Annotated in this window: 18 protein-coding genes; 9 read left to right on the forward strand and 9 right to left on the reverse strand. The window is 63.7% G+C overall.

Annotation, left to right across the window (positions count from 1 at the left end; all coding sequences use genetic code 11):
* Nucleotides 1-139: 139 nt before the first annotated feature.
* On the reverse strand, nt 140-592 hold the full coding sequence (locus tag DM374_RS19760; RefSeq protein WP_110971413.1) for a GNAT family N-acetyltransferase: 453 nt from the start codon (nt 590-592) through the stop codon (nt 140-142).
* A gap of 235 nt (nt 593-827) precedes the next feature.
* Here DM374_RS19760 and DM374_RS19765 point away from each other — a divergent pair, with 235 nt between their 5' ends.
* Nucleotides 828-1,577: a substrate-binding periplasmic protein gene (locus DM374_RS19765; RefSeq protein WP_110971414.1), complete on the forward strand. Its 750-nt coding sequence runs from the start codon at nt 828-830 to the stop codon at nt 1,575-1,577.
* Here the strand turns inward: DM374_RS19765 and yccS are convergent.
* The 7 genes from yccS to DM374_RS19800 form a co-directional block, all read right to left on the reverse strand.
* Nucleotides 1,558-3,738, reverse strand: a complete 2,181-nt coding sequence (gene yccS / locus DM374_RS19770; protein WP_110971415.1) for a YccS family putative transporter — start codon at nt 3,736-3,738, stop codon at nt 1,558-1,560. The two genes, DM374_RS19765 and yccS, sit on opposite strands and share 20 nt — an antisense overlap.
* 120 nt (nt 3,739-3,858) lie before the next feature.
* On the reverse strand, nt 3,859-5,037 hold the full coding sequence (locus tag DM374_RS19775) for a BaiN/RdsA family NAD(P)/FAD-dependent oxidoreductase (RefSeq protein ID WP_110971416.1): 1,179 nt from the start codon (nt 5,035-5,037) through the stop codon (nt 3,859-3,861).
* Between the two features lie 111 nt (nt 5,038-5,148).
* Nucleotides 5,149-6,486: an ATP-dependent RNA helicase DbpA gene (dbpA, locus tag DM374_RS19780; RefSeq protein ID WP_262153496.1), complete on the reverse strand. Its 1,338-nt coding sequence runs from the start codon at nt 6,484-6,486 to the stop codon at nt 5,149-5,151.
* Nucleotides 6,487-6,591: 105 nt separating this feature from the next.
* Nucleotides 6,592-8,019 carry a multidrug transporter subunit MdtD gene (gene mdtD, locus DM374_RS19785; RefSeq protein WP_110971417.1) on the reverse strand — a complete coding sequence of 476 codons (1,428 nt, stop codon included), beginning with the start codon at nt 8,017-8,019 and terminating at the stop codon, nt 6,592-6,594.
* A 123-nt stretch (nt 8,020-8,142) separates the two neighbouring features.
* Nucleotides 8,143-9,474, reverse strand: a complete 1,332-nt coding sequence (locus DM374_RS19790) for a TldD/PmbA family protein (RefSeq protein WP_110971418.1) — start codon at nt 9,472-9,474, stop codon at nt 8,143-8,145.
* Complete coding sequence (locus DM374_RS19795) at nt 9,474-10,916, reverse strand: TldD/PmbA family protein (protein WP_110971419.1); 1,443 nt, start codon at nt 10,914-10,916, stop codon at nt 9,474-9,476. Before DM374_RS19795 ends, DM374_RS19790 begins: the two co-directional genes overlap by 1 nt.
* Nucleotides 10,917-10,947: 31 nt before the next feature.
* A complete protein-coding gene (locus DM374_RS19800) occupies nt 10,948-12,750 on the reverse strand; it encodes an acyl-CoA dehydrogenase (protein WP_110971420.1) in 1,803 nt (600 codons plus the stop codon).
* A gap of 167 nt (nt 12,751-12,917) precedes the next feature.
* Between DM374_RS19800 and DM374_RS19805 the strand changes: the two genes are divergently transcribed.
* Nucleotides 12,918-13,124, forward strand: a complete 207-nt coding sequence (locus DM374_RS19805) for a hypothetical protein (protein WP_225422544.1) — start codon at nt 12,918-12,920, stop codon at nt 13,122-13,124.
* A gap of 86 nt (nt 13,125-13,210) precedes the next feature.
* Here DM374_RS19805 and putA read toward each other — a convergent pair whose 3' ends face one another.
* Nucleotides 13,211-17,164, reverse strand: a complete 3,954-nt coding sequence (putA, locus tag DM374_RS19810; RefSeq protein WP_110971422.1) for a trifunctional transcriptional regulator/proline dehydrogenase/L-glutamate gamma-semialdehyde dehydrogenase — start codon at nt 17,162-17,164, stop codon at nt 13,211-13,213.
* Between the two features lie 354 nt (nt 17,165-17,518).
* On the opposite strand from putA, the gene putP reads away from it, so the two are divergent.
* From putP to DM374_RS19845, 7 genes are all read left to right on the forward strand, one after another.
* On the forward strand, nt 17,519-19,000 hold the full coding sequence (gene putP, locus DM374_RS19815; RefSeq protein WP_110971423.1) for a sodium/proline symporter PutP: 1,482 nt from the start codon (nt 17,519-17,521) through the stop codon (nt 18,998-19,000).
* Between the two features lie 129 nt (nt 19,001-19,129).
* Nucleotides 19,130-19,966: a 23S rRNA (adenine(2030)-N(6))-methyltransferase RlmJ gene (locus tag DM374_RS19820; protein ID WP_110971424.1), complete on the forward strand. Its 837-nt coding sequence runs from the start codon at nt 19,130-19,132 to the stop codon at nt 19,964-19,966.
* A gap of 142 nt (nt 19,967-20,108) precedes the next feature.
* Nucleotides 20,109-21,866, forward strand: coding sequence for a carbamoyltransferase family protein (locus tag DM374_RS19825; RefSeq protein WP_095155904.1), 1,758 nt, complete (start codon nt 20,109-20,111; stop codon nt 21,864-21,866).
* Nucleotides 21,850-22,980, forward strand: coding sequence for a glycosyltransferase (locus tag DM374_RS19830; RefSeq protein ID WP_110971425.1), 1,131 nt, complete (start codon nt 21,850-21,852; stop codon nt 22,978-22,980). The genes DM374_RS19825 and DM374_RS19830 overlap by 17 nt, the downstream gene beginning before the upstream one ends.
* Nucleotides 22,980-23,876 (forward strand): antimicrobial resistance protein Mig-14, encoded by an 897-nt coding sequence (locus tag DM374_RS19835; protein WP_110971426.1) that lies wholly within the window; start codon nt 22,980-22,982, stop codon nt 23,874-23,876. Before DM374_RS19830 ends, DM374_RS19835 begins: the two co-directional genes overlap by 1 nt.
* Nucleotides 23,843-25,297, forward strand: a complete 1,455-nt coding sequence (locus DM374_RS19840) for a PIG-L deacetylase family protein (RefSeq protein WP_110971427.1) — start codon at nt 23,843-23,845, stop codon at nt 25,295-25,297. The genes DM374_RS19835 and DM374_RS19840 overlap by 34 nt, the downstream gene beginning before the upstream one ends.
* Nucleotides 25,294-26,250, forward strand: a complete 957-nt coding sequence (locus DM374_RS19845; RefSeq protein ID WP_110971428.1) for a glycosyltransferase family protein — start codon at nt 25,294-25,296, stop codon at nt 26,248-26,250. The genes DM374_RS19840 and DM374_RS19845 overlap by 4 nt, the downstream gene beginning before the upstream one ends.
* Nucleotides 26,251-26,267 lie beyond the last annotated feature (17 nt).

A 26,267-nucleotide genomic window follows, 5' to 3' on the forward strand; every position in this document is an offset into this window, starting at 1 on the left:
GATGCTTCTGGCGCCCAAGGTCGAATGGCCCGCCGACATGGACCTGGAATCGAGGACGGCGCCATGAGCGCCGCCATCTCTACGTTTGCTGCTATTCGCAGGAACGTAATCGCGGGTGAATGCCCACCGATTCAGTGCCTCAGGCTCGCCGCATCCCGATATGCGGAATGCCGTCCTCCACGTATTCCTCGCCCGCCACTTCGAAGCCGTGCTTGCTGTAATACCCCTGCAGATGCGCCTGGGCCGAAAGATAAACCGGCACGTCCGGCCAGTTTTCTTGCGCATGCTTGAGGCCCTGAACCATCAGTTCGTGGCCCAGCCCCTGGCCGCGGCCCGCCTCGGCGATAAGTACCCGGCCAATCACTACGTCACCACCCTGGGACGTCGGATCGAGCAAGCGCAGATAAGCCACTAGCTGATTGTCCTGCCAGGCCATCAGGTGGCAGGTGTCGCCGCTCAGGTCCTGGCCATCGAGGTCCTGGTAGGCGCATTTCTGCTCGACCACGAACACTTCGTTGCGCAACTGCATCACGGCGTAGAGCTGTTCTTTGCCAAGGTCGGCGTGATGTTTGCAAATCCAGTCGATGGGCATGACGGTTCTCTCTGGTTGGATACACGGATGATAACCAGCCTCGACGGCGCTGACATTTTTTGTCGTGAGCCAAAGTGTCCGCAAAACCGGCAGGAATAGAGGCATATAGCTATCATTTGCTGCTGCCACCCGGACGGTCGTTTGTGTAATCTGGCCGTCGCAACCTGGATTTGTTGGCACTGAAACGCTCAAGCGGTCAAACCACAGCGCGGAAGCTCCGCTATAGGATTTGAGCATGCGACCCTTGCTCCGAGTCTTGTGTTTGCTTGGAATGTTGTCAGTCACCCCGGCGCATGCCGAAAAACTTCGTCTGGTTGCCGATGCCTGGCCACCTTTCACCGATGCCAGCATGGCGCAGGGCGGTCTAGCCACCGCTTTGGTCAAGACGGCGCTCGAACGTGCGGGTTTTGCCAGTGACTTCGAGCAGGTGCCTTGGGCGCGGGCATTGATGGGCATTGGCGATGGTCGCTACGACGTGCTGGTGAATGCCTGGTACAACGAATCACGCACCCATATAGGGCAGTTCTCCGACGGCTACCTGAACAATCGGATCCGCCTGCTCAAGCGCAAGGCCGACGCCATCCAGTTCGAACGCCTCTCCGACATTTATCCCCATTCGATCGCGGTGGTTCGTGATTACGCCTATTCCGCTGAATTCGATGCCGACCGGCGTTTGCAGAAAGTCCCGGTGCGCAGCTTTCCGGTGGCGATCGGTATGCTCGCCGCGGGCAGGGTCAGCCTGGCCGTGGAGGACGAGTACGTCGCCAACTGGTTTCTAATGCGCGCGCGCGACACGGTGCGCGATCAGTTGGAGTTCTTCGGCGAACCGGTCAGCGAGAACAGCCTGCACATCCTGGTCAGCCTGAAAAACCCCCAGCACCAACAGATCGTCAGCGGCTTCGACCGGGCGATCAGCGCGATGAAAGCCGACGGCAGTTACGCACGGATCCTCAAGGAGCACGCGTTCACTCAGGCGTCCCCTTGATCAGGTGTGCGGCGAGGGTGCGCAGCGGGCCGAGGTGACGGGCGATCAGCGCCAGCTGGGTCTGCACGGTCCGCAGGTTCTCGTCCATTTCCTCAGGCATCTGCTCCAGCTCAGTGGCCAGGGCTTCTTCGTTGTCGCTGTGGATTGCCACCGGGGTCTTGCTGGTCAGGCCGTTGGCAATTTCGTCGAGGCTCTCGGCCAGTTTCGCTCCGGCGCTATCGAGCAACTGTTCGCGGGCCTCGGCGGGCAGCGTGCTGTCGCGGTGCGCGCCGAGGGCCGAGAGGTAGCTGAGCAAGGTGTGGGACAGCACCAGGAAGCGGAAGCCGACGTCCGCTTCCTTACGGAAATGCCCGGGTTCCATCAGCATGTTGGCCAGGGTGGTGGACAGCGCCGCGTCGGCGTTGTGGGCATTGCGTCGGGCCAGACGGTAGGCGAGGTCGTCGCGCTTGCCTTCGGCGTACTGGCGCATGATCTGGCGCAGGTAGGTGCTGTTGCAGGTCAGGGTGTTGGCCAGCACTTTGTTCAGCCGCCGACCCTGCCAGTCCGGCAGGAACAGGAACACCGCGAGAATGGCAATCAGGCTGCCCACCAGGGTATCGAACAGGCGCGGCAGGAACAGGCCGTAGCCATCGCCGATCTGGTTGAAGCAGAACAGCACCATCAGGGTGATCGCCGCCGTCGCGAGGGTGTAGCGGGTGGTGCGGTTGACGAAGAACACCACCCCGGCAGCCACCGCGAACAGCGACTGGATGACGGCATTGGGGAACAGGTCGAACAGCGCCCAGCCGACGGTCAGGCCGATGGCGGTGCCGATGATCCGCTGCACCAGTTTGCGCCGCGTGGCGCCATAGTTGGGCTGGCAGACGAACAGCGTGGTGAGGATGATCCAGTAACCCTGGGTCGGGTGGATCAGGTGCACCATGCCGTAGCCGATCGACAGCGCCAGTGGCAGGCGCAGTGCGTGGCGGAAGATCAGCGAGGTCGGCGTCAGTTGCTGGCGCAGGCGATTCCACACATCCGCCAGGTTGCGCGGTGAGCGGTCGAGCAGGCTCGGGTCGCTGTTGTCGGCCAGGCTGTCCGGGTTGCTGGCGTCGCTGAGCAGACGGTCGAGGGTCGCCAGGTTTGCCGCCAGCGCCCGCAACGAGCGCAGCAGGCCACGCCAGGCCGGGTTGCTCTGGATGCGCAGGTGTTCCAGCGAGGCGTGCAGGTCTTCCAGCGCTTCGGCGAAACCGATGTCGTAGACGAACGGCTGGCGCAACTGGATCGACGCCGACAGTCGCTCGCAGGCCTTGCCCTGTTGACGCAGCAGGCGCTGGCAGCGGAACAGCACGTCGCTGTGGAAAAACGCTTCGGTCAGCGCGTTGTACGGGTAGTGCGAGGAACTGGCGCGTTCGTGGATGTCCTGGGCGAGGAAGTACAGCTTCAGGTAGCGGCTGACCTTCGAACTCGGCCGGCCGCTGCCGACGCGGTGGAGGATGATTTCCTTGGCGCTGTTCAGCGCCGCCACCACCTTGCCGTTCTGCTGCGCCAGTTCCAGGCGCCGGGCTTCGACGTCGAGGCCGCGGATTGGCTCGAACAGGGTCGCCTTGAGCTTGAGGTAGATCCCCAGTTCGCGGAACAGCCGCGCCAGGCTCTGCTGCACCGGCTGGTTGGAGAACAGCGCCTGCCAAAGCACCGAGAGCAGCCCGTACCAGCCCGCGCCGGCCACCAGCAGCAGCGGTTCATGCCAGAAATCGGCGACCTCGCCACCGCGCTGGTCGACGCCGATCATCGTGTAGACCGAGAGAATCAGCGTGGCCTGGGCGATCGCCCCGTAGCGTTCGCCGAGGGCGCCGAGCATGGTCAGGCCGAACGCCGCCAACGCCATCGCGCAGACGAAAAGCCAGGGGTAGGGGAACAGCAATTCCACCGCCAGCGCGGCGATGGTGAAGCACACCAGGGTAACGGCCAGGGCGTTGAGGCGTCCCTGCCAACTGTCATCGGTCTCAGCCAGGGCGCTGGCGATAATGCCGAGGAACAGCGGGATCAGCAGCGTCATCTGGTCCTGGTACCAGCACAGCGCCATGCTGCCCGTGAGGGCGATCAATACCCGGATGCTGTAGCTGAATTTGTCCAGGGCCCACAGACGACGCAACGAATGGCTGAAGGAAGACGATGACATGATGAACGGCGGGCCTGCTGGGCGAGATCGGAAGTGAGCGGTCACCGCGACGCAAAGTCGTCGCGGTGTTCACGTACCAGCAAAATGTGTTCCGTGATGGAGCTGATTCTAGCCGGAACTTCAGACGAACTGCGCGGCGGCGTAAGCGCACGCCCAGGCCCACTGGAAATTGAAGCCGCCGAGGTGGCCGCTGACGTCCAGTACCTCGCCGATAAAGTACAGCCCCGGGCTCTTCAGCGATTCCATGGTCTTGGACGACACCTCGCGGGTATCGACACCGCCGAGGGTCACTTCGGCGGTGCGGTAGCCCTCGGTCCCGGCCGGGACCAACTGCCAGCTCCCCAGTTTTTCCGCGACCTGCGCCAACTCGGTCGGGGTGTACTGCTTCATCGGTTTGGAGACAAACCAGTGGTCGGCCAGCAGGTTGGCCATCTTCTTGGTGAAGATCTCGCCGAGCAGGGTCTTCAGTTCGCTGTTGGGCCGTTCGGCCTGTTGCTGTTGCAGCCAGGTCAGGGCGTCGTGGTCTGGCAGCAGGTTGATTTCGACGGTGTCGCCGGCTTCCCAGAACGAGGAAATCTGCAGGATCGCCGGGCCGCTGAGGCCGCGGTGAGTGAACAGCAGGTTTTCCCTGAAGCTTGTGCCGTTGCAACTGGCGATGCAGTCCACCGAGGTGCCGGACAGCTCGGTGCACAGCGCCTTGAGCTGGTCGGTGATGGTGAACGGCACCAGCCCGGCGCGGGTCGGCAGCACGTTGTGGCCGAACTGGCGGGCCACCTGGTAGCCGAAACCGGTGGCGCCCAGGGTCGGGATCGACAGGCCGCCGGTGGCGATCACCAGCGACTGGCACTGGAACGGGCCGGCGCTGGTTTGCAGCAGGTAGCCGGTTTCCAGTTTCTCGATGTGTTCGATGCGGGTGTCCATGCGCAGGCTGGCGCCGGCGTTGTCGCACTCGTCGAGGAGCATCTGCAGGATGTCGCTGGACTTGTTGTCGCAGAAAAGCTGACCGAGTTTTTTCTCGTGATAGGGCACGCCGTGCTTGGCGACCATCTCGATGAAGTCCCACTGGGTGTAGCGGGCCAGGGCCGACTTGCAGAAGTGCGGGTTCTGCGAGAGGAAGTTGGCCGGCTCGGTGTACATGTTGGTGAAGTTGCAGCGGCCGCCGCCGGACATGAGGATCTTCTTGCCCGGTTTGTTGGCGTGGTCCAGCAGCACGACCCGCCGGCCGCGCAGGGCGGCGGTGCGGGCGCACATCAGGCCGGCGGCGCCGGCGCCGATGATGATGACATCGGTGGAGTGCATGGGTGTTCTCTATGGCTGTGAGGGCCCCATCGCTGGCAAGCCAGCTCCCACAAGGTCCTGCATGCACAGCACCTGTGGGAGCTGGCTTGCCAGCGATTAGCCCTCAGAAACTCAGATAATCCGGACCTTGAGCGACCGACCTTTGATCTTGCCGCTGTTCAGCCGCTGCAGCGCCTGCTTGGCCACGCCGCGCTCCACCGCCACATAGGCCTGGAAATCGAAGATGGCGATCTTGCCGACCTGCTTGCCCGGAACCCCGGCATCGCCGGTCAGAGCACCGAGGATGTCGCCCGGACGCAGTTTGTCCTTGCGACCTGCGGCGATGCACAGGGTGCTCATCACTGGCACCAGCGGTTCGCCGGCCTTGGCTTTGAGGCTGTCGAGCTGTTCCCAGCGCAGCGGGGCTTTTTGCAGCACTTCGATAGCCTTGGCGCGATGACCTTCGGCAGGCGCGACCAGGCTGACCGCCAGGCCCTTCTCGCCAGCACGGCCAGTCCGGCCGACGCGGTGCACGTGGATCTCGGCATCACGGGCCAGCTCGACGTTGATCACCATGTCCAGCGCATCGATGTCCAGGCCGCGGGCTGCTACGTCAGTGGCCACCAGCACCGAGAGGCTGCGGTTGGCGAACACGGTCAGGACCTGATCGCGGTCGCGTTGTTCCAGGTCGCCATGCAGGGCTTCGGCGGAGATGCCTTTGGATTGCAGGTGATCGACCACTTCCTGGCACTGCTGCTTGGTGAAGCAGAACGCCACGCATGATTCTGGCCGGAAATGCCCCAACACACGGGTGACCGCGTTCATGCGGTCTTCAGGATCGACCTCGTAGAAATGCTGCTCGATCTGGCTGTCGGCGTGCAGTGTGTCGACCTTGACCTGCTGCGGGTTGCGCATGAAGGCGGCGGACAGTTGCTTGATGCCGCTCGGGTAGGTGGCGGAGAACAGCAGGGTCTGCCGGCGCTCGGGGGTCTGCCCGATGATCTGGGCGATGGCGTCGTAGAAACCCATGTCGAGCATGCGGTCGGCTTCGTCCAGCACCAGGGTGTTGAGCCCGTCCAGCACCAGGGTGCCTTTGCTCAGGTGCTGCTGCACCCGGCCCGGCGTGCCGACGATGATGTGCGCGCCGTGTTCCAGCGAAGCGATCTGCGGGCCGAGGGAGACGCCACCGCACAGGGTGAGGATCTTGATGTTGTCTTCGGAGCGGGCCAGGCGGCGCAGCTCCTTGGCAACCTGGTCAGCCAGCTCGCGGGTCGGGCACAGGACCAGTGCCTGACAGCCGAAATAGCGCGGGTTGATCGGGTTCAGCAGGCCGATGCCGAAGGCGGCGGTCTTGCCACTGCCGGTCTTGGCCTGGGCAATCAGGTCCATACCTTTGAGGATGACCGGCAGGCTCTGGGCCTGGATCGGGGTCATCTCGGCATAGCCGAGGGCGTCCAGGTTGGCCAGCATGGCGTTGGACAGCGGCAAGGTGGCGAAGGCGGTGGCAATGGTGGTCACGAGGCGGGCCTGCAAAACAAAATGTCGCGCAGTGTACCAGCCTCATGGCCATTCGCCCTAAGGCTCGATCCCTGCTTCCTGACGAGGCGCACGCCGTCCATCCGTCTTCGCCAGTTGCAGGAAGATCGCTGCAGCGAGCATCGCCATCAGCCCGATGGTGACGAAGGTGAGCTGGAACGCCCCGAGGGTGGTTTCCACACCCTCGGCGCTGCCGGCGGCGGTGAAGCCGCCGAGCAGGGCGCCGGCACAGGCCACGCCCAGGCTCAGCGACAGTTGCGCGACCACCGACAGCAGGCTGTTGCCGCTGCTGGCGCTGGCGTCGTCGAGGTCGATCAGGGTTACGGTGTTCATCGCAGTGAACTGCATGGAGTTGATCGCCCCGAGCAGGCCGAGCTGGACCAGCAGCACGGCATGCGGCGTCTGTTCGTTCACCAGCCCCAGGCTTGCCAGCATCAGCCCCAGCAGCAGGGTGTTGGCGGTGAGGATGGTGCGGTAGCCGAAGCGCTCGATCAGCGGTCGGGCGATGGACTTGGCCAGCATCGCCGCCGCTGCCAGCGGGATCATGCTCATCCCCGCTTCGGCCGGCGAGTAGCCCAGCGCCACTTGCAGCAACAGCGGCACGAGGAACGGCAGCGCGCCGCTGCCCAGGCGGGCGAACAGGTTGCCGAGAATGCCCACCGAGAAAGTCCGGGTGCGGAACAGGCTGGGCGAGAACAGCGGATTATCGACGCTGCCGGCACGCAGCCAGTAGGCGGCGAGGCAGGCCATGCCGGCGAACAGCAGCAACATCACCCGCAGGTGCGGCAGGTGCAGCTCGCCCAGGCCTTCCATGGCGATGGTGATCAGCACCATTGCCGCGCCGAACAGGATGAAACCGACGCCGTCGAAGCGGGTGCGTTCCGAGCCGCGCAGGTCCGGGATGTACTTCCACACCGCGTAGCAGCCGATCACGCCGACCGGCAGGTTGAGCAGGAAGATCCAGTGCCAGCTGAAAATCTCCACCAGCCAGCCGCCCACGGTCGGGCCGAGCAACGGGCCGAGCATGCCGGGGATGGTGATGAAACTCATGATCCGCACCAGCTCCGAACGCGGGTAGGCGCGCAACACCACAAGTCGCCCGACCGGCAGCATTAACGCGCCGCCGAGACCCTGGATGATGCGGGCGCCGACCAGCATGCCGAGGCTGCTGGACAGGGCGCAGAGCAGCGAACCGAGACTGAACAACAGGATCGCGCCGAAGAAAATGTGCTTGGTGCCGAAGCGGTCGGCGAGCCAGCCGGAGGCGGGAATCAGCAGGGCCACGGTGAGCATGTAGGCGATGATCACCGACTGCATGCGCAGTGGGTTTTCCGCCAGGTCACGAGCCATTGCCGGCAGGGCGGTGTTGAGGATGGTGCCGTCGAGTGACTGCATGAAGAAAGCGATCGCCACCACCCAGGGAATCCAGCGGGCGGTGACGGGGTCCAGCGGGGTGCGTTCGGGCATGGGTAATCCTTGCATGCGCGGCTCGTTCCCCTGTGGGAGCTGGCTTGCCAGCGATGGCATCGGCTCGGGCGCCATCGCTGGCAAGCCAGCTCCCACAGGGAGAAGGGGGGCGTGTTCAGGTGTTCAAAGCGTCAACGTCAGCCGGTTGACCAGCGCCCCCGGCAGATGATTCGACCCGGTCTGGCGCTGGCCATAGGTGCTGGTGGACAGCATCAGCTCGCGCTCTCGGGTCAGGGCTTCCAGTTGCGAACCCAACAAACTGTAGACGCTGTCGTCGAAGCGCATGGTGCTGACCGGCGCCTGGATCTGCCCATCTTCGACCCAGAAGCAGGCGAAGCGGGTAAGCCCGGTCATCCGCGCCGCTGGCAGGTCGGAATAGTTCAAGTACCAGAGGTTGCCGATGTACAGCCCGGTGCCCAGTTGCGCCAGCACATCGGCCTCGGCCAGATCGCCAGCGGCCATGCTCAGGGCGCTCGGCGATTCCCACGGCTCGGCCCCATTGGCCTGGTGCTGGAACTCGGCGGCGCTGCGTGCGTTGGTCAGTTGTTCAAGGGCCCGGCCCTGGTCGATCAGGCGCAGGTCGCTGCGCGGGTAGCCTTCCTCGGAAAACGCCGGGCTGAGCGAGCCGCTGACCTGTTCCGTCAGGCTCACCAGCGGGCTGAGGCCGGCATCGCCGCTGTACAGCCGTTGCAGCGGACTGTGCTTATTGGCGATCGACTGCGCCGAGAAGCCACCCCAACCGAGCATGCCGACGATTTCTTCGAGGGCGGCGGGGGCGAGGTAGGCGCGGTACTGGCCGGGAGCGAGGGTTTTCAGCGGACGGCCGAGGTAGTCGAGTTGCTCGCGGGCCTGGGCCAGGCGTCGGGCGAACAGCTCGTCGTCCCAGACCTGTCCGGCGTAGTTGGCTTTCACCGCCTGGCCGTTGGCGTGGAACAGGCTCCAGTCGAAGTTGAAGCTGTTGGCCTGGTGCCAGCCGAACGCTCCGGACGAACTGGCGAACCCACGGCAGATCGGTCCGGCGGCATAGATGCCGACAAGGTCGAGATCACCGGCGCCGGCGTCGATCTGTTTCAGCACGCTGGCGCTGTCGGGCAACGGCGGTTCCTGTTGATCGTGGCTTTCCCAGGCGCTGTCGTTAAGCAGCAGGTACGGATCGGGCGGGATCAGCGGCAGCGTCTGGCGCAACTGGGCCAGGGCTTCGCCGAGGCGCTGACGGTCGATGTCGGCGTCGCCGCTGAGGGTCAGGTTCAGTTCAGCCTGGCGGCCCTCGGCGATCAATTTCAGGCTGGCGCTGGACTGATGCACATCACCGGCCTGACGCACCTTGGCATGGTTGAAACGGATGAATTGCGAATGCTCGCCGGCGTAGCTCAGGGTGAACTGCTCCGGCGCGTTGACGTTGTCGCGGACCCAGGCGACCAGCGTCTGGAAGTTCTGCAGGAAGCTGGCGGCCATCAGGCGTCTCCTCCGAATACATCGATCTGGCTGAACACGCAGGCTGGCGAGGCGTGACCGACCCGCACCACCTGGTTCGGCTCGCCTTTGCCACAGTTCGGCGTGCCCAGTACCTGGAAGGTGCTGGCGTCGCCGACGGCGCTGAGGTTGCGCCAGAATCCAGAGGAAATACCGCGATAGTTGGGGTTTTTCACTACGCCCTTGAGCTCGCCGTTTTCGATCAGTTGGCCCCACTCGCAGCCGAACTGGAACTTGTTGCGCGCATCGTCGATGGACCAGGAACGGTTGGTGCGCATCAGGATGCCGCGCTCGATACCGCCGATCAGTTGCGCCAGTGACTTGTCCCCCGGCTCGATATTGAGGTTGGCCATGCGGTCGATGGGAGCACGGTTCCAGCCGCAGGCGCGGCTGTTGGCAACGCCGTCCAGGCCCGAGCGGAACTGCGACAGCGCACCGCCGAGCGGGCGCAGCAGCAGGCCATCGCGGATCAGGAACTGCTTGAGCGCCGGGGTGCCGTCGTCGTCGTGGCCGTAGCTGGCCAGTTCTTCGCGGATTTCCGGGTCGAACGTCACGTTGAGCAGGTTCGAACCGTACTGCAGATGGCCGAAGTCGCTGGCTTTGACGAAGCTGGTGCCCGCGTAGTTGCGCTCGTCGCCGAGGATGCGGTCCATCTCCAGCGGGTGGCCGATGGATTCGTGGATCTGCAGCATCATCTGGTCGGGCATCAATAGCAGGTCGCGCACGCCGCTGGGGGTGTTGGGCGCCAGCAGCAGTTGCAGCGCCTCGTCGGCGACCCGGGCGCCGGCGCCCACCAGGCCGCAACGCTGGATCACGTCGAGGCCGCCTTGCTGGCCGAAGTTCTCGCGGCCGAGGGTGCGGGTCTGGCTGTCGCCGTCGCCGAATGCGGTGACGCTGAGGCCAGGGAAAATAAAGCGCTGGGCCTGGCGCAGTTCGGCGCCGGCACTGTTGAGATAGATCTGCTCGACGGTGGTCAGGCCGAGGCTGACCTGCCAGTTGGCCAGTCGCTCATCCGCCGGCACCGCCGCCGATTCCCGATTGAGCAGGTCATAGCAATCGCCCAGCGACGGGAATGCCTGGTCAAGGTTGGGTGAGTAATAGTCGGCGCGGGCGGTGGCGATCGATTGATCGCGCAGGTCCAGCAGTGCATGAGCGGCGGTCTGTCGGGCCAGGGCTTCGGCGCGGTCGAGGGCCTGTTGCAGACCGGCCTGGGACAGGTCGGCGGTGGCGGCGTAGGCCTCGACGCCGCTGACCCGTACGGTGAGCATGGCGCCTTCATCGCGGCCCAGGCTTGGCGGTTCGGCAATGTTCTTGCGCACTGACAGGTGTTGTTGGGACTGCTGCACATAGCGCAGGGAGAAAAACTCGCCGCCGCAGCGCAGGCTTGCGAAGCGCTGGCGCAGCGGCGCGGTGAAATCGAACATGCGCGGAACTCCGGGTGCCGGTGGTTCCCCCTCAGAACCACTCGTCTTGCATGCTCAGGCAGGTGTCATCGCGGGCCTCGAGCAATGCGAGGTCATTATGGCAGGGCGGTACTTCCCAGGTGAGGAAAAACCTCGCCGCCTGCAATTTGCCTTGATAGAAGTCGCGGTCTGCCGAGTTACCTGCGGTCAACCCCTGTTCGGCATGGATCGCCTGTTCCAGCCAGCGCCAGCCGACCACGCAGTGGCCGAAGGCTTTCAGGTACAGCGCCGAGTTGGCCAGGGCGCTGTTGACCTTGCCGCTCGCCAGGTCGCCGAGCAGGCCGAGGGTGACGCCCTGCAGGCGGGTCAGCAGTTGCTCCAGCGGCTGGCGCAGATTGTCCAGGTCCGGGTACTGATGAGCGCGCTCACAGGTTCCGGCAATCAGCCGCACCAGTTGCTTGAGCCCGGCGCCGCCGTTCTGCGCCAGCTTGCGCCCGAGCAGATCGAGGGACTGGATGCCGTGGGTGCCTTCGTGGATCGGGTTCAGGCGGTTGTCGCGGTAGTACTGCTCCACCGGGTATTCGCGGGTGTAGCCGTGGCCGCCGAGGATCTGGATTGCCAGTTCGTTGGCCTTGAGGCAGAACTCCGATGGCCAGGATTTGACGATGGGCGTGAGCAGATCGAGCAGTTCCTGAGCCTGCTGGCGTGCCTCGGGGCTGTCGGCGGTGTGGCTGTCGTCGAACAACCGCGCGGCGTACAGGCCCAGGTCGAAGGCGCCTTCCACGTAGGCTTTCTGCGCCAGCAACATTCGCTTTACATCGCTGTGGGCAATGATTGGCACCGCAGCGGTGGACGGGTCTTTGTTGTCCGGCAGCCGGCCTTGCGGACGCTGGCGGGCATAGTCGAGGGAATACAGGTAGCCGGCGTAGCCGAGCATCACCGCGCCCATGCCGACGCCAATCCGCGCCTCGTTCATCATCTGGAACATGCAGGCCAGGCCCTGATGCGGCTTGCCCACCAGATAACCGACACAATTGCCGTTGTCGCCGAAGTTCAACGCGGTGGAGGTAGTGCCGCGCCAGCCCATCTTGTGGAACAGGCCGGCGAGGGTCACATCGTTGCGCGCCCCGAGGCTGCCGTCCGGATTGACCAGGAACTTGGGCACGATAAACAGCGAAATGCCCTTCACCCCGGCGGGCGCGTCCGGCAGCTTGGCCAGGACCATGTGGACGATGTTTTCCGACAGCGGGTGATCGCCGCCGGAGATAAAGATCTTGTTGCCGCGCAGCCGGTAGCTGCCATCGCCTGCGGGCTCGGCACGGGTGCGGATATCGGCCAGGGACGAGCCGGCATGCGGTTCGGTCAGCGCCATGGTGCCGAAGAAGCGACCGTCGATCATCGGCTGCAGGAACAGGCGCTTCTGCTCCTCGGTGCCGAAACTCTCGATCAGGTTCGCCGCGCCCATGGTCAGGAACGGATACGCCGTGGTCCCGGCGTTGGCTGCCTGGAAGTGAGCGAAACAGGCTTGCGAGAGTAGGGTCGGCAGTTGCATGCCGCCGGCTTCGAAATCACGGTTGGCATTGAGGAAGCCGGCCTCGAGGAACGCATCCACCGCCGGCTTCACCTCGGGAATCAGCACCGCCTCACCGTTCTCGTAGCGCGGCTCGTTCTCGTCGCCCTTGCGGTTGTGCGGCGCGAAGTACTTCTCGGCGATGCTGCGCGCGGTGGACAACGCCGCGTCGAACGTCTCGCGACTGTGCTCGGCAAAACGCTCGCGGCGGGTCAGGGACTCGGCATCGAGTACTTCATAGAGTTCGAAGGCGAGGTTGCGGGCGCTGAGCAGGGTTTCGGTCATGGCGGCCATTCCTTGTTCGGGGATGAGGCGAGTCTAGGCAGGCGAGGGGAGGGTGCACAGGGAAATAGGTTTGGGTGATGGTGGGGTAGAAGAAACTTGCCGGCTCAGGTGGCAGCGAGAATGCTCGGCTGACATCTGCAAATGGGTTGCGGATGCCCCCGGGCATTTTGCGCAAGTTGATCGTCCTTTATGTCCTGCTGAACCGGGTGGACAGGCGCATACGTGTGACGGGACGGCACTTTGCGTGGTCGCCATGGTGGCTGGTTTTCGGGATGGTGCTGATGATGATGCTGTCGGCGATGCTGGCGGTCATCCGTCTGCCGATGAACGATAGCGGGCTGTTGGTGCTGGATTGGAGGATGAGAGAGCTGTAGTGCTTGCGGCGTCCTGTGCCCCGACAAGCGCGCTCCTGCCATCAGGTGGCAGGAGCGCGGTTGCTCGCGTCAGGCGACAGTTGCTATCAGCCGATAGTCATCAGGCTGGCGTTACCACCCGCCGCTGCAGTGTTCACGCTTAGCGCGCGTTCGATCACCAAACGCTCCAGGGCCACCGAGGTTTCACCCGACGACAGACCGTGCACGCCGACAATGGCGCCCGGACGCTTGGCCACCTGCTCACAGACGCCGCGCAGTTGGTCCGAGTCGCCGTGATGCAGGACGGCATCGAACGCCACTTCATCCTTGTTCCAGTCCGCCACCAGTCTGATGCGGGCCTGGACTTCCTTCGGCAGGCGGGCGCGCAGGGACTTGCCCGGCTCGCCGTCGACCACTACTGCCGAGCTGCCCACGGCGAGTACCGCGGCCAGTTGGGTCAGCAGGTCGGCTTCGCTGTCGGCCAGGCACAGCACATGCTCGCGCGGCAGGATGGTGTAGCTGTTGCGCTCGCCGGTGGGGCCGGCCAGCAGGCGGCTGATGCCGCTCTGGGACTGACGGGCGAACTGTTCGCAGAGTTGCACCAGATCGTTCTGCTGGCTGCTCGCGGCCCAGGACTTGAAGGCTTCCAGCGGCTTGAGCAGGCTTTCACGCATGCGGCTGTCTGGCGTGGTGCCAACATCGCTGCGCTGGAACGACTGCTCGATGGCATCGGCCGGACGGGTCGACAGCAGGCGGTACAGGTACAGCGGGCCGCCGGCTTTCGGGCCGGTGCCGGAGAGGCCTTCGCCGCCGAACGGCTGCACACCGACCACGGCGCCAACGATGTTGCGGTTGACGTAGACGTTACCGGCGTTGACGTTGTCGATCACCTTGGCGATGGTCTCGTCGATGCGGGTGTGCACGCCGAGGGTCAGGCCGTAGCCGGAGGCATTGATCTGCTCGATCAACTGGTCGAGGTTCTTGCGGTTGTAGCGCACCACGTGCAGGACCGGACCGAAGATCTCGCGTTGCAGCTCGTCGAGGCTTTCCAGTTCGATCAGGGTCGGCATGACGAAGGTGCCACGCTTGGCTTCAGTGCCGTCGGCGATGGCCACCTGATACACCGAACGGCCTTTGTCGCGCAGGGCCTGGATGTGCTTCTCGATGCCGGCCTTGGCTTCGGCGTCGATCACCGGGCCGATGTCCACGGACAGGCGCTCGGGGTTGCCCAGGCGGCTTTCGGCCATGGCACCTTTGAGCATTTCGATGACGCGGTCGGCGGAGTCTTCCTGCAGGCACAGTACGCGCAGGGCCGAGCAACGTTGGCCGGCGCTGTCGAAGGCCGAGGACACCACGTCGATCACCACTTGCTCGGTCAGCGCCGAGGAGTCGACGATCATGGCGTTCTGGCCGCCGGTTTCGGCGATCAGCGGGATTGGACGGCCTTGGGCATCCAGGCGGCCGGCGACGTTGCGTTGCAGCAGGCGGGCAACTTCGGTGGAACCGGTGAACATCACGCCTTTGACGCGCTCGTCACCCACCAGGCGGGCACCGACGGTTTCACCGCGGCCCGGCAGCAGTTGCACCACGCCTTCCGGAATACCGGCTTCGAGCAGCAGGCGCACGGCCTGGGCCGCGATCAGCGGGGTTTGTTCGGCCGGCTTGGCCAGGACCGGGTTGCCAGCGGCGAGGGCGGCAGCCACCTGGCCGCTGAAGATTGCCAGCGGGAAGTTCCACGGGCTGATGCAGACCACCGGGCCCAGTGGGCGGTGGGCGTCGTTGCTGAAGTCGTTGCGTGCCTGCACCGCGTAGTAGCGCAGGAAATCGACGGCTTCGCGGACTTCGGCGATGGCGTTGGCGTAGGTCTTGCCCGCTTCGCGGACCAGCAGGCCCATCAGCGGCTGGATCTCGGCTTCCATCAGGTCGGCGGCGCGCTCAAGGATCGCGGCCCGCTCGGCTGGCGGCGTTGCCTGCCAGATTGGCCCGGCATTGAGGGCGCACTGGATGGCATTGTCGACGTCGCCGACAGTGGCTTCCTGGACATGTCCGACCACATCACGATGGTCGGCCGGGTTGAGGACTGCCACGGCAGCTTCTTCACTGGCGGCGCAGCCGAGCATCGGCGCGGCTTTCCAGGCGTTGTGGGCACTGGCCAGCAGGGCGCAGGACAGCGAGGCCAGACGGTGTTCGTTGGCCATGTCGATGCCGCTGGAATTGGCGCGTTCGCTGCCGTACAGGTCGCGTGGCAGGGGAATGCGCGGGTGCGGCAGGCCGACGCTGCCTTCCTGGGTGGCGCTGCGTTCGATGGTGGCGACCGGATCGGCGACCAGTTCCTGGATCGAGATCGACTGGTCGGCGATGCGGTTGACGAACGAGGTGTTGGCGCCGTTTTCCAGCAGGCGGCGAACCAGGTAGGCCAGCAAGGTTTCGTGGGTGCCGACCGGTGCGTACACGCGGCACGGACGGTTCAGCTTGCCATCGGCGACCTTGCCTACGACTTGTTCATACAGCGGTTCGCCCATGCCGTGCAGGCACTGGAATTCGTACTGGCCGGGATAATAGTTCTGGCCGGCGATATGGTAGATGGCCGACAGGGTATGGGCGTTGTGGGTGGCGAACTGCGGGTAGATGACTTCCGGCACCGACAGCAGCTTGCGTGCACAGGCAATGTAGGAAACGTCGGTGTACACCTTGCGGGTGTAGACCGGATAGCCTTCCAGGCCGTCGACCTGGGCGCGCTTGATCTCACTGTCCCAGTAGGCGCCTTTCACCAGACGGATCATCAGACGATGGCGGCTGCGGCGGGCGAGGTCGATGACGTAGTCGATCACGTAAGGGCAGCGCTTCTGGTACGCCTGGATGACGAAGCCGATACCGTTCCAGCCGCTCAGTTGCGGCTCGAAGCACAGGCGCTCGAGCAGGTCCAGCGACAGCTCCAGGCGGTCGGCTTCCTCGGCGTCGATGTTCAGGCCGATGTCGTATTGCTTGGCCAGCAGGGTCAGCGACAGCAGGCGTGGGTACAGCTCATCCATCACGCGCTCATACTGGGCGCGGCTGTAACGCGGGTGCAGGGCGGAAAGCTTGATGGAGATGCCCGGGCCTTCATAGATGCCGCGGCCGTGGGAGGCTTTGCCGATGGAGTGGATGGCCTGCTCGTAGGACGCCAGGTACTTCTGTGCGTCGTGCTCGGTCAGTGCGGCTTCGCCGAGCATGTCGTAGGAATAGCGGAAGCCCTTGGCTTCGAACTTGCTGGCGTTGGCCAGGGCCTCGGCGATGGTTTCGCCGGTGACGAACTGCTCGCCCATCAGGCGCATGGCCATGTCGACGCCCTTGCGGATCATCGGTTCGCCGCTCTTGCCGATGATGCGGCTGAGGGACGAGGTGAGGCCGGATTCGTTGTGGGTCGAGACCAGCTTGCCGGTCAGCAGCAGGCCCCAGGTGGCGGCGTTGACGAACAACGACGGGCTGTTGCCCAGGTGCGGCTGCCAGTTGCCGGTGCTGATCTTGTCGCGGATCAGGGCGTCGCGGGTGCCTTTGTCGGGAATGCGCAGCAGGGCTTCGGCCAGGCACATCAGTGCCACGCCTTCCTGCGACGACAGGGAAAACTCCTGCAACAGCCCCTGGACGATGCCGGCACGGCCGCCGGCACTTTTCTGGTTGCGCAGTTTTTCCGCGATGCCGGCAGCCAGCTTGTTGGTGGCTTCGGCCATCGGCGCCGGCAGACGGGCCTGCTCCAGCAGCATCGGCACCACTTCCTGCTCGGGGCGACGGTAGGCGGAGGTAATTGAGGCGCGCAGTACGGACTGCGGCAGGATGCTTTCAGCGAATTCGAGGAAGCACTGATGGGCATGATCGGGCTGCACGTCGCCCGCGTCGTCGGCAAGTGTGCCTGGCTGACCGTTGAGTTCGGTCAAGGTAGCGCCACCCTCCAGCTTCTCCAGGTAATTGAAGATCGCTTGCTTGATCAACCAATGCGGCGTGCGGTCGATGGACTGCGCAGCTGCTTTGAGTCGCTCACGGGTCGGGTCGTCGAGTTTGACCCCAAGGGTGGTCGTCGCCATTTCTTATCCTCGTTATTGCCACTGGGCCGTGGCTAAGCTGGCGCCAAGATTATCCGTGCCGCATTCCGGGTGCAACCTAGTGCAACCCAAAATGTTCATGAAAAAAGTGCAACTCGTCTTGCGGGTAAAACCACACGACAAAAACGGCTTTATAGGGTGCGTTTTCTTCTGAAATCGGCCGTTCTTGCGCCAAAAAGGAGCAAAAACGCGTTGCAGTGTATTTTTTTCCACAAGGTGCAACTGCTTTTGTAAAAACGGTTGCACCTCATTTGCGTTGTTGCATAGCATGCGCCGCCTGGGTGCAACCTCGTTAGAGGCTGCTGCTACATAAAAACAAACGCCAGGGCGAAATACATGACCAGCAATCCCATCACGATTACGTTCGTGATCTACATCGCGGCAATGGTGCTGATCGGCTTCATGGCCTATCGCTCCACCAAAAACCTTTCCGACTACATCCTCGGTGGCCGCAGTCTCGGCAGCGTGGTGACCGCGCTTTCCGCCGGTGCCTCGGACATGAGCGGCTGGCTGCTGATGGGCCTGCCGGGCGCCATCTATATGTCGGGCCTGTCGGAAGCCTGGATCGCCATCGGCCTGACCGTCGGTGCCTACCTCAACTGGCTGTTCGTCGCCGGTCGCCTGCGGGTGCAGACCGAGCACAACGGTGACGCGCTGACCCTGCCGGACTACTTCGCCAGCCGTTTCGAAGACCATAGCGGCCTGCTGCGGATCATCTCTGCCGTGGTCATCCTGGTGTTCTTCACCATCTATTGCGCATCCGGCATCGTCGCCGGTGCCCGTCTGTTCGAAAGCACCTTCGGCATGTCCTACGAGACAGCGCTGTGGGCCGGTGCTGCCGCGACCATCGCCTACACCTTCGTCGGTGGTTTCCTGGCGGTGAGCTGGACCGACACCGTGCAGGCTTCGCTGATGATCTTCGCGCTGATCCTCACGCCGATCTTCGTGCTGCTCGCCACGGGCGGCGTTGACACCACCTTCCTTGCGATCGAGGCGCAGAACCCCGAAAACTTCAACATGTTCCGCGACGCCAGCTTCATCGGCATCATCTCGCTGATGGGCTGGGGCCTGGGCTACTTCGGCCAGCCGCACATCCTCGCGCGTTTCATGGCTGCCGATTCGGTGAAGTCGATCGCCAATGCCCGTCGCATCTCCATGACCTGGATGATCCTGTGCCTGGCCGGCACCTGCGCCGTGGGCTTCTTCGGTATTGCCTACTTCGCGGCGCACCCGGAAGTGGCAACTCCTGTTACCGAGAACCGCGAGCGTGTGTTCATCGAACTGGCCAAGCTCCTGTTCAACCCGTGGATCGCCGGTGTCCTGCTGTCCGCCATCCTGGCGGCGGTCATGAGCACCCTGAGCTGCCAGTTGCTGGTGTGCTCGAGCGCCCTGACCGAAGACTTCTACAAGACCTTCCTGCGCAAGAATGCCTCGCAGGTTGAGCTGGTATGGGTTGGCCGTCTGATGGTGCTGGCGGTTGCGCTGATCGCCATCGCCCTGGCCGCTGACCCGGACAACCGCGTGCTGGGCCTGGTTGCCTACGCCTGGGCCGGCTTCGGTGCTGCCTTCGGTCCGGTGGTGCTGCTCTCCGTGCTGTGGAAAGGCATGACCCGCAATGGTGCGCTGGCCGGTATCGTGGTGGGTGCGCTGACTGTGATCCTGTGGAAGAGCTACAGCGGTACCACCCTGTACGAAATCATCCCGGGCTTCCTGTTTGCCACCATCGCCATCGTGCTGGTGAGCAAGGCTGGCCGTGCTTCGGCGAGCATGGTTTCGCGCTTCGAGAAAGCTGACGCGGACTACCACGCCAACAAGTAACGTGTGCTGACATCGTTGCTTGAAACGGCCCGCATCTCCTTCGAGGTGCGGGCCGTTGTCGTTTCGGCGGGCGCAACCTGACGGCGCGGGCCCGACAAGGTAAACTTCCCGGCCCTCCCAGGAGTTGCCATGAACTATCGTCACGCCTTCCACGCCGGCAACCACGCCGACGTCTTCAAGCACATCGTGCTGACCCGTCTGATTGCCCTGATGTCGCGCAAGGAGCAGCCTTTCGCCTATCTCGACACCCACGCCGGCCTTGGCCTGTATGACCTGCAGGGCGACCAGGCAACCCGCACCGGCGAGTGGGTCGAAGGCATCGGCCGACTCTGGGGGCGCGACGACCTGCCTGCCATCACCGAGGATTACCTGCGCATCGTGCGCAAGCTCAATCCCGACGGCGAACTGCGCTACTACCCGGGTTCTCCCGAGTTGGCGCGGCGCATGGCGCGGCAGCAGGACCGGGTATTGCTCAACGAGAAACATCCCGAAGACGGCGTCCTGCTCAAGGACAACATGAAGAAGGACCCGCGTGTCGCCGTGCACCTCGGCGAGGGCTGGCATGTGCCGCGGGCGCTGCTGCCGGTGCAGGAAAAGCGCGCGGTGATGCTGATCGACCCGCCGTTCGAAAAGCCTGACGAACTGAAGCGCTGCACCACCGCGATGAAAGAGACGATCGGCCGCATGCGGCAGACCGTCGCGGCGATCTGGTACCCGATCAAGGATCAGCGCCAACTGGTGCGTTTCTACCAGGACCTGACCAGCACCGGCGCGCCCAAACTGCTGCGTGTCGAGCTTTACGTTCATCCGCAGGACACCCCGCAAAGCCTGAACGGCTCGGGCCTGGCCATCGCCAACCCGCCGTGGGGGCTGGAAGAGGAATTGCGCGAGCTGCTGCCATGGCTGGCGCAGTGCCTGGGGCAGTCAGGCGGAAGCTGGCGGATGGACTGGCTGATTGCCGAGTGATTCTGGCTTCCCGCAGGGTCCGGAGCGGGCCCTGCAGCAACCCTCCTATTGCCCCCTCGCTTTGCGTTATAATCCCGCCCTTTCGCCGCCGCCAGCCCGATGAGGCCGCAGCGCATTTTTACCGAATAAAGAGGCTAGACCCTTGGCATTGACGATTCTTGGCCTGTCCGGCGCCCTTAGCCATGATCCTTCCGCGGCCCTGTACATCGACGGCAAGCTGATTGCCGCCGCTGAAGAAGAGCGCTTCGTGCGCGACAAACATGCAAAGAACCGCATGCCCTACGAATCGGCGAAGTTCTGTCTGGAACAAGCCGGCATCAAGCCGTCCGACGTCGATGTGGTTGCGATCCCGTTCGCGCCCATCAGCCTGTTCGGCAAGGCTCGCTGGCACTATGCCAAGCGCTACTGGTATGCCCCGGACCGCGCCCTTGACGCGATCCTGATGGGCAACCGTCGCTACAAGCGCTACCGCAAGAAGATCGTCTGGTGCCTGGAGCAACTGGGCTTCGATCCGAAGAAGATCAAGATCGAGCCGGTCGAGCACCACCTGGCGCACGCCTCCAGTGCCTACCACTGCTCGGGTTTCAAGGAAAAGACCGCGATCCTCGGCATCGACGGCAAGGGCGAGTACGCCACCACCTTCTTCGGCTACGGCGAGAACGGCAAGATCCACAAGATCAAGGAGTTCTTCGATCCGGATTCGCTGGGTGGCCTGTACGGCGCGATCACCGAGTTCCTCGGTTTCGAAATGCTCGACGGCGAGTTCAAGGTCATGGGCATGGCGCCTTACGGCGATGCCAGCAAATATGACTTCTCGCGCCTGGCCAGCTTCGAAAATGGCGAATTGGTGATCAACACCGAGTACGCCAACGTCATTGGCCTGCGTCGCTATAAAGAGAAGGGCAAGGGCTTCTACTTCACGCCGAAGCTGATCGAGTGGCTGGGTCCGAAGCGCGAAGGCGACATCGCCGACGAGCCGTACATCCACTACGCCGCCAGCATGCAGGCGCTGTTCGAGAAGCTGGCGCTGCAGATGATCGACCACTACCTGGGCGATGTCCTCAAGGAAACCGGCAAGCTCGCTTTCGCTGGCGGCTGTGCGCTGAACGTCAAGCTGAACCAGAAAATCATCGCCCGCCCGGACCTGAAAGAGCTGTTCGTCCAGCCGGCGTCCGGCGATGCCGGCACCGCAGTTGGCGCCGCAGCCTATGTTTCCCATGCCCGTGGCGTGCCGGTGGAGAAGATGGAACACGTCTATCTCGGCCCCGCGTACTCCAACGAAGATGTCATCGCCGCCTGCGCCCGTCATCCGAGCGCACCGAAATGGCGCAAGATCGACGACATGCCGGAGCGCATCGCCCAGATCATGGTCGACGGCAACCCGGTAGCCTGGTTCCAGGGCCGCATGGAGTTCGGCCCGCGCGCCCTCGGTGGCCGTTCGATCATCGGCTGCCCGAGCGTGCCGGGCGTGGCCAACCGGATCAACGAGCAAATCAAGTTCCGCGAGCGCTGGAGGCCTTTCTGCCCGTCCATGCTCGACACCGTCGGCCCGCAGATGATCAAGGTCGATCACCCGGCGCCGTTCATGACCTTCACCTTCGAAGTCTCGGAAGAGTGGAAAACCCGCGTGCCGGAAGTCGTCCATGAAGACGGCACCTCCCGTGCCCAGGTGCTCAAGCGCGAGTACAACCCGCGTTACTACGACATGATGAAAGCGCTGGAAACGCTGACGGGTAACGGCGTATCGCTGAACACCTCGCTCAACCGCCGTGGCGAGCCGATGATCTGCTCGCCGACCGATGCGTTGAACATGTTCTTCGGCTCCGACCTGCAGTACCTGATCATGGAAGACATCCTGGTCGTGAAGGACGGCGCGAAAGCCTATGACACGCTCGACTGACAAGCGTGTCCTGCAGTTCTGCCATGGCTACGACGGGCCCTTTCTCGATTGCGCCCGTCAGTACGCCAGCCTGTTCGCCGGCAGTGGCTACAAGGTCACTACAGTGTTTCTCACTGGCAAGGCCGACGCCCAGGTGGCAGCGGGGTGCGCCAGTGATGAAGTGCTGTTTCTCGAGTTCAGCTCCAGCGCCATTCGTGGCCTGAAGCTGGGTGCGATCCGTGCGTTGCGGCGTATCGCTGCCGAGCGCGATTTCAGTTTCTGTATCGCTCATCGCTTCAAGCCTATCTACATCACCCTGCTGGCCACGCGCCTGCCGGTCATTGGCGTGCATCACGCCTTCGATGACTACAAGCGTGGCAGCCGGAAACTGTTCGCCAATCTGTTCAGCAAGCGCCTGAGCCTGCTGGGTGTGTCCGATGCCGTGCGCGACAACATGCGCCGTTGCCTGCCGAAATGGCCAGCCGAGCGGATCCAGACCCTGTACAACCGTATCGATATCGACGCGCTGCAGGGTGCGCTGGTGCCGGCCGCCGAGGCCCGCGTCGCGCTGAAACTGGACCCGCAAGCCTGGATTGTCGGCAACGTCGGCCGCCTTCACCCTGACAAGGACCAGGCAACCTTGCTGCGCGGTTTCGCCCAGGCGCTGCCGAATCTTCCGGCCGGAGCGCGGCTGGCGATCCTTGGTAAGGGGCGTTTGGACGGTTCGCTTAAAGCATTGGCCGCCGAGTTGGGCATTGCTGCCCAGGTGGACTTCCTCGGCCAGGTGCCCGACGCCAGGCGCTACTTCGCTGCCTTCGACACCTTTGCCCTGAGTTCGGACCATGAGCCGTTCGGCATGGTCCTGCTGGAAGCCATGGTGGCGGGTGCGCCGGTTGCCGCGACAGCTTGCGGCGGTGCGGTCGAAGTGGTGGAAGGTGTCGGTGTGCTGTTCCCGCTCGGGGATGCCGCGGCACTGGCCCAGGCGCTGCAAGTGCTCGCTCAGATGACCGACGAACAACGCCAGGAATGCAGGGCGCGGATGCTTGAACGGCTGCGTGAGCGATTCTCCGACGAGGCGGTGCGCGAAGTGTTCTGGCGCCTGCCTCACGTCGTCACGCTGACCGCGGGGGCCTGATGCTCAATCGACTTCAAGGCTGGCGCGAGCGCGGCTGGAGCGTTGTCGACGCTCAGACTTATGAACAGGCCTGGGCGCGCTTCGGCGGCAGCGTCGCGACACACCCGCTGGTGGTAGCACAGCTCGCCGAAATGGCCGAAATCCCGGTGCGTTACCTGGCCTGGCGGCAGTCCGGCGAGATCAAGGCCGCGATCCCGGTCTGGGGGCGTCACCTGGCGTTGTCCAAGGACGTGCTTAAACGCCACGGTCAAAAAGGGCTCTTCGATCTCGGCAACGCCGAAATCATTCTGCCGGCCGCAGCCGATGCCCAGGCGCCGCTGCGGCATGCCGGTCGCTACCTGTCGGAACTGAATCAGGGGCGTTTCAGCACGCTCAAGCCACAGGCCGAATCGCTGGCCATGGCTCGGCAACCGGAAGATCTGTCGAAAAAATTCCGTTACAACCAACGCCGCGAGCTGCGCTTGTTGGAAGAGGCAGGTGGTGTGGTGCGGCCGATCCAGGATTTCGACAGCGCCGAAATCGCTGCGATGTACTGCGACCTGTTCCTGCGGCGCTGGACCTTCCCGGCTACCGGCGCCGAGCGCATGGCGGAAGTCATCGAACGGCTGCGGTCGCTGTTGATCGGTTCGGTGGTGTTTCTCAACGATGCGCCGATTGCCATTCAGCTGGTGTACAGGGTTGAAGCGCCAGAATGGATCAGCGTGGAATACGTCAATGGCGGCGTCGACCCACAGACCCGTGAGTTCAGCCCGGGCAGCGTGCTCAGCTTCCTCAATACCCAGAGTGCCTGGGAGGATGCCCGCGCACGCGACAAGTTGCTGCGTTTCTCCTTTGGCCGTTCTGATCGCGAGTACAAGGACCGATGGTGCAACCCCGTGCCGGTGTTCCAGGTGTGAACCGCAAACAGCAGTTGCTCAAGCGACACCGCCGCAACAAGCGAATGGGCCTGTTGCTCGGTCTATTATTGCTGGCCGTCGTTGGCGTGCTGGTGGCGTGGTGGTTGCCGCTGCTGCTGGCGGTGGTCGCCTGGGTGGCGCATGAAGCGTGGTTTGCCGACCACCTGTTTTACTCGCCGGCTAGCGATTACGACTACCGTATCGACGCCGACGAGCGCCATGCATTGACCCTGAATCAGGGGCTGCTGAGCTTGCCATCGGACTGCAAGTTGCAGCCGGGCGACACGCTGGTGCTCAAGGTACGTTTGCGGGCTGGCCTTCTGGGACGCTTTCTTGATCCTGCGGTGAAAATTCGCGGCGACGAAGAGGACAGTCAGGCGTTCGAGCGCGGCGTGGCCGGTATCCGCTACCTGAACCTGACGGGGCAGCATCTTGCCTTGAACGAGGGGCGCCTCTGGCTGGGCGGGCAGCGCTGCCGGCTGGATGACCAGACCGAGCTGTTTGTCTGCCGCCATCCCGACTACCTGGCCGGGCCGTTGCTGGTCATCGCACCTCATGCCGACGATGCCGAGCTGGCAGCCTTCGCCACTTACAGTGAAGCGCGGGAAAGCTGGGTCGTCACCCTGACCGCCGGCGAGATCGAAACCGAACACTACCGTGCCATGGGCCTGGACCCGGTTGCCGCCGCTCGCCTCAAAGGCCAGCTTCGCGCCTGGGACAGCATCAGCGTGCCGCTGTGGGCGGGGGTGCCGCAGGAACGCTGTGTGCAACTCGGTTACTTCTGCCTGCAACTGCCCGCGATGAAGGCCGAACCGGAAAAAGCCGTTGGTTCCCGTGAAGCGGATCTGCTGGATACCCGCCTGTTTCGGCGTTTCAACAACCTGTCACTGACCAGCGACGCAGACGGCACGCCCTCCTGGCGCAACCTGGTCCAGGATCTGTGCGAGCTGATCGAGCGGATTCGTCCGTCGACCATCGTGCTGCCCGAGCCACTCCTGGACCCTCATCCCGACCACATCTGTGCCCGTGACGCGTTGATCGAAGCATTGGCGCGGACCGACTGGCAGCCACGCTGGTTGCTGCATTACGCCAATCATCTTCACGACAACGATCGCTGGCCGATGGGCAATGCCGGTAGCGGCGTGGCGCTGCCACCGCATTTCGACGCTGAGGCGCCGATGAGGCCCTGGACCCATGCGGTGACTTCGCAACAACAGTGGCAAAAGGCTATGTCGTTGGGCATGATGCACGACCTTCAACCCGGCCCCCCGTTCAAGCGGCGCTTGCGGCGACTGGTCCAGCATTATCTGGCCGCCCGGAGATGGCCGGCCTTTGGCGAAAACGAGTTCTTCCGCAAGGCAGTACGCCGGCACGAACTCTTCTGGGTCAAAGCCACGGCCGACAAGAGAGAGCAACGGTGAAAGTCCTTTTCCTGGTTCAGAAAGATCAGCGTGCAATTCTCGATCGTCTCTACGACGGCATCGCGGCGGAGTGCGAATGCGATATCCGCTGGCTTACCGATACCGAGCAGGACAACTTGCGCAAGTACTTCCGGGAGCATGTGAAGGTCGGGGATTACGATCGGATTCTGTTCTTCCTGCGCTTCAAGAAGGAGATCCGGCAGGTCAACTTCATCCGTACTTTGCCTAACCTGGTGATTCTGGAGCATGACGCCTACCAGAATTACATCCCGTGCAAGTACACCGGCAAGTTCAGCGAGCACTACCGCAATCTGCCGTGGGCGAGGGTTATCACGTCCGGTGCAGTGGTGACTCGCCGTCTGTGTGATGAAGGCTTCGACGCCGTGTTCATTCCCAAGGGCTACGACCAGGCCCTGTTGAGCAATGAACAGCGTGAGCGCGATATCGAACTGGCCTTTGTCGGTAGCCTGCGCAGCGTGGCCTACTCCGGGCGCAAGGCGATGCTCGAGTCGATCGCAGCAGTCGAAAACCTGCTCATCACCCGTACCAAGTCGGGTGAGGAATACAGGGAAACCCTGAGCCGAATCCGTTTCTTCGTCAGTGCCGATGTCGGTATGGGCGAGTACATGATCAAGAACTTCGAGGCCATGGCGTGCGGTTGCGTGCTGTTCGCCTTCGACCAGGGCGAGGAAGAAAACCGCGCGCTTGGTTTCGTCGATCTGCACAACATTGTGCTGTACCGGGATCTTGAAGAGTTTCGCGAGAAGTTGCGGTACCTGCGCGAGCAGCCCGAGCTGGCCCTGACAATATCGCGCAACGGCCAGTTGCTGGCCGAGCAGCGCTTCACATTCCATGCATTGGGCAAGGCCATCGTCGATGCCATGCGTCCGCCGTTGCGCCCGCATGTGGCGCCGGGCTGGTGGAGCAAACTGCGCAACGTCGTCGGCCTGTAAGGCCGTTCAATCGTTTT

Source organism: Pseudomonas huaxiensis (genome assembly GCF_003231275.1).
GTDB lineage: Bacteria > Pseudomonadota > Gammaproteobacteria > Pseudomonadales > Pseudomonadaceae > Aquipseudomonas > Aquipseudomonas huaxiensis.

Coding starts and splice junctions, on each gene's coding strand:
- DM374_RS19760 (WP_110971413.1), bottom strand. CDS start 592: ATGCCCATCGACTGGATTTGCAAACATCACGCCGACCTTGGCAAAGAA.
- DM374_RS19765 (WP_110971414.1), top strand. CDS start 828: ATGCGACCCTTGCTCCGAGTCTTGTGTTTGCTTGGAATGTTGTCAGTC.
- yccS (WP_110971415.1), bottom strand. CDS start 3,738: ATGTCATCGTCTTCCTTCAGCCATTCGTTGCGTCGTCTGTGGGCCCTG.
- DM374_RS19775 (WP_110971416.1), bottom strand. CDS start 5,037: ATGCACTCCACCGATGTCATCATCATCGGCGCCGGCGCCGCCGGCCTG.
- dbpA (WP_262153496.1), bottom strand. CDS start 6,486: ATGCTGGCCAACCTGGACGCCCTCGGCTATGCCGAGATGACCCCGATC.
- mdtD (WP_110971417.1), bottom strand. CDS start 8,019: ATGCCCGAACGCACCCCGCTGGACCCCGTCACCGCCCGCTGGATTCCC.
- DM374_RS19790 (WP_110971418.1), bottom strand. CDS start 9,474: ATGGCCGCCAGCTTCCTGCAGAACTTCCAGACGCTGGTCGCCTGGGTC.
- DM374_RS19795 (WP_110971419.1), bottom strand. CDS start 10,916: ATGTTCGATTTCACCGCGCCGCTGCGCCAGCGCTTCGCAAGCCTGCGC.
- DM374_RS19800 (WP_110971420.1), bottom strand. CDS start 12,750: ATGACCGAAACCCTGCTCAGCGCCCGCAACCTCGCCTTCGAACTCTAT.
- putA (WP_110971422.1), bottom strand. CDS start 17,164: ATGGCGACGACCACCCTTGGGGTCAAACTCGACGACCCGACCCGTGAG.
- putP (WP_110971423.1), top strand. CDS start 17,519: ATGACCAGCAATCCCATCACGATTACGTTCGTGATCTACATCGCGGCA.
- DM374_RS19820 (WP_110971424.1), top strand. CDS start 19,130: ATGAACTATCGTCACGCCTTCCACGCCGGCAACCACGCCGACGTCTTC.
- DM374_RS19830 (WP_110971425.1), top strand. CDS start 21,850: ATGACACGCTCGACTGACAAGCGTGTCCTGCAGTTCTGCCATGGCTAC.
- DM374_RS19835 (WP_110971426.1), top strand. CDS start 22,980: ATGCTCAATCGACTTCAAGGCTGGCGCGAGCGCGGCTGGAGCGTTGTC.
- DM374_RS19840 (WP_110971427.1), top strand. CDS start 23,843: ATGGTGCAACCCCGTGCCGGTGTTCCAGGTGTGAACCGCAAACAGCAG.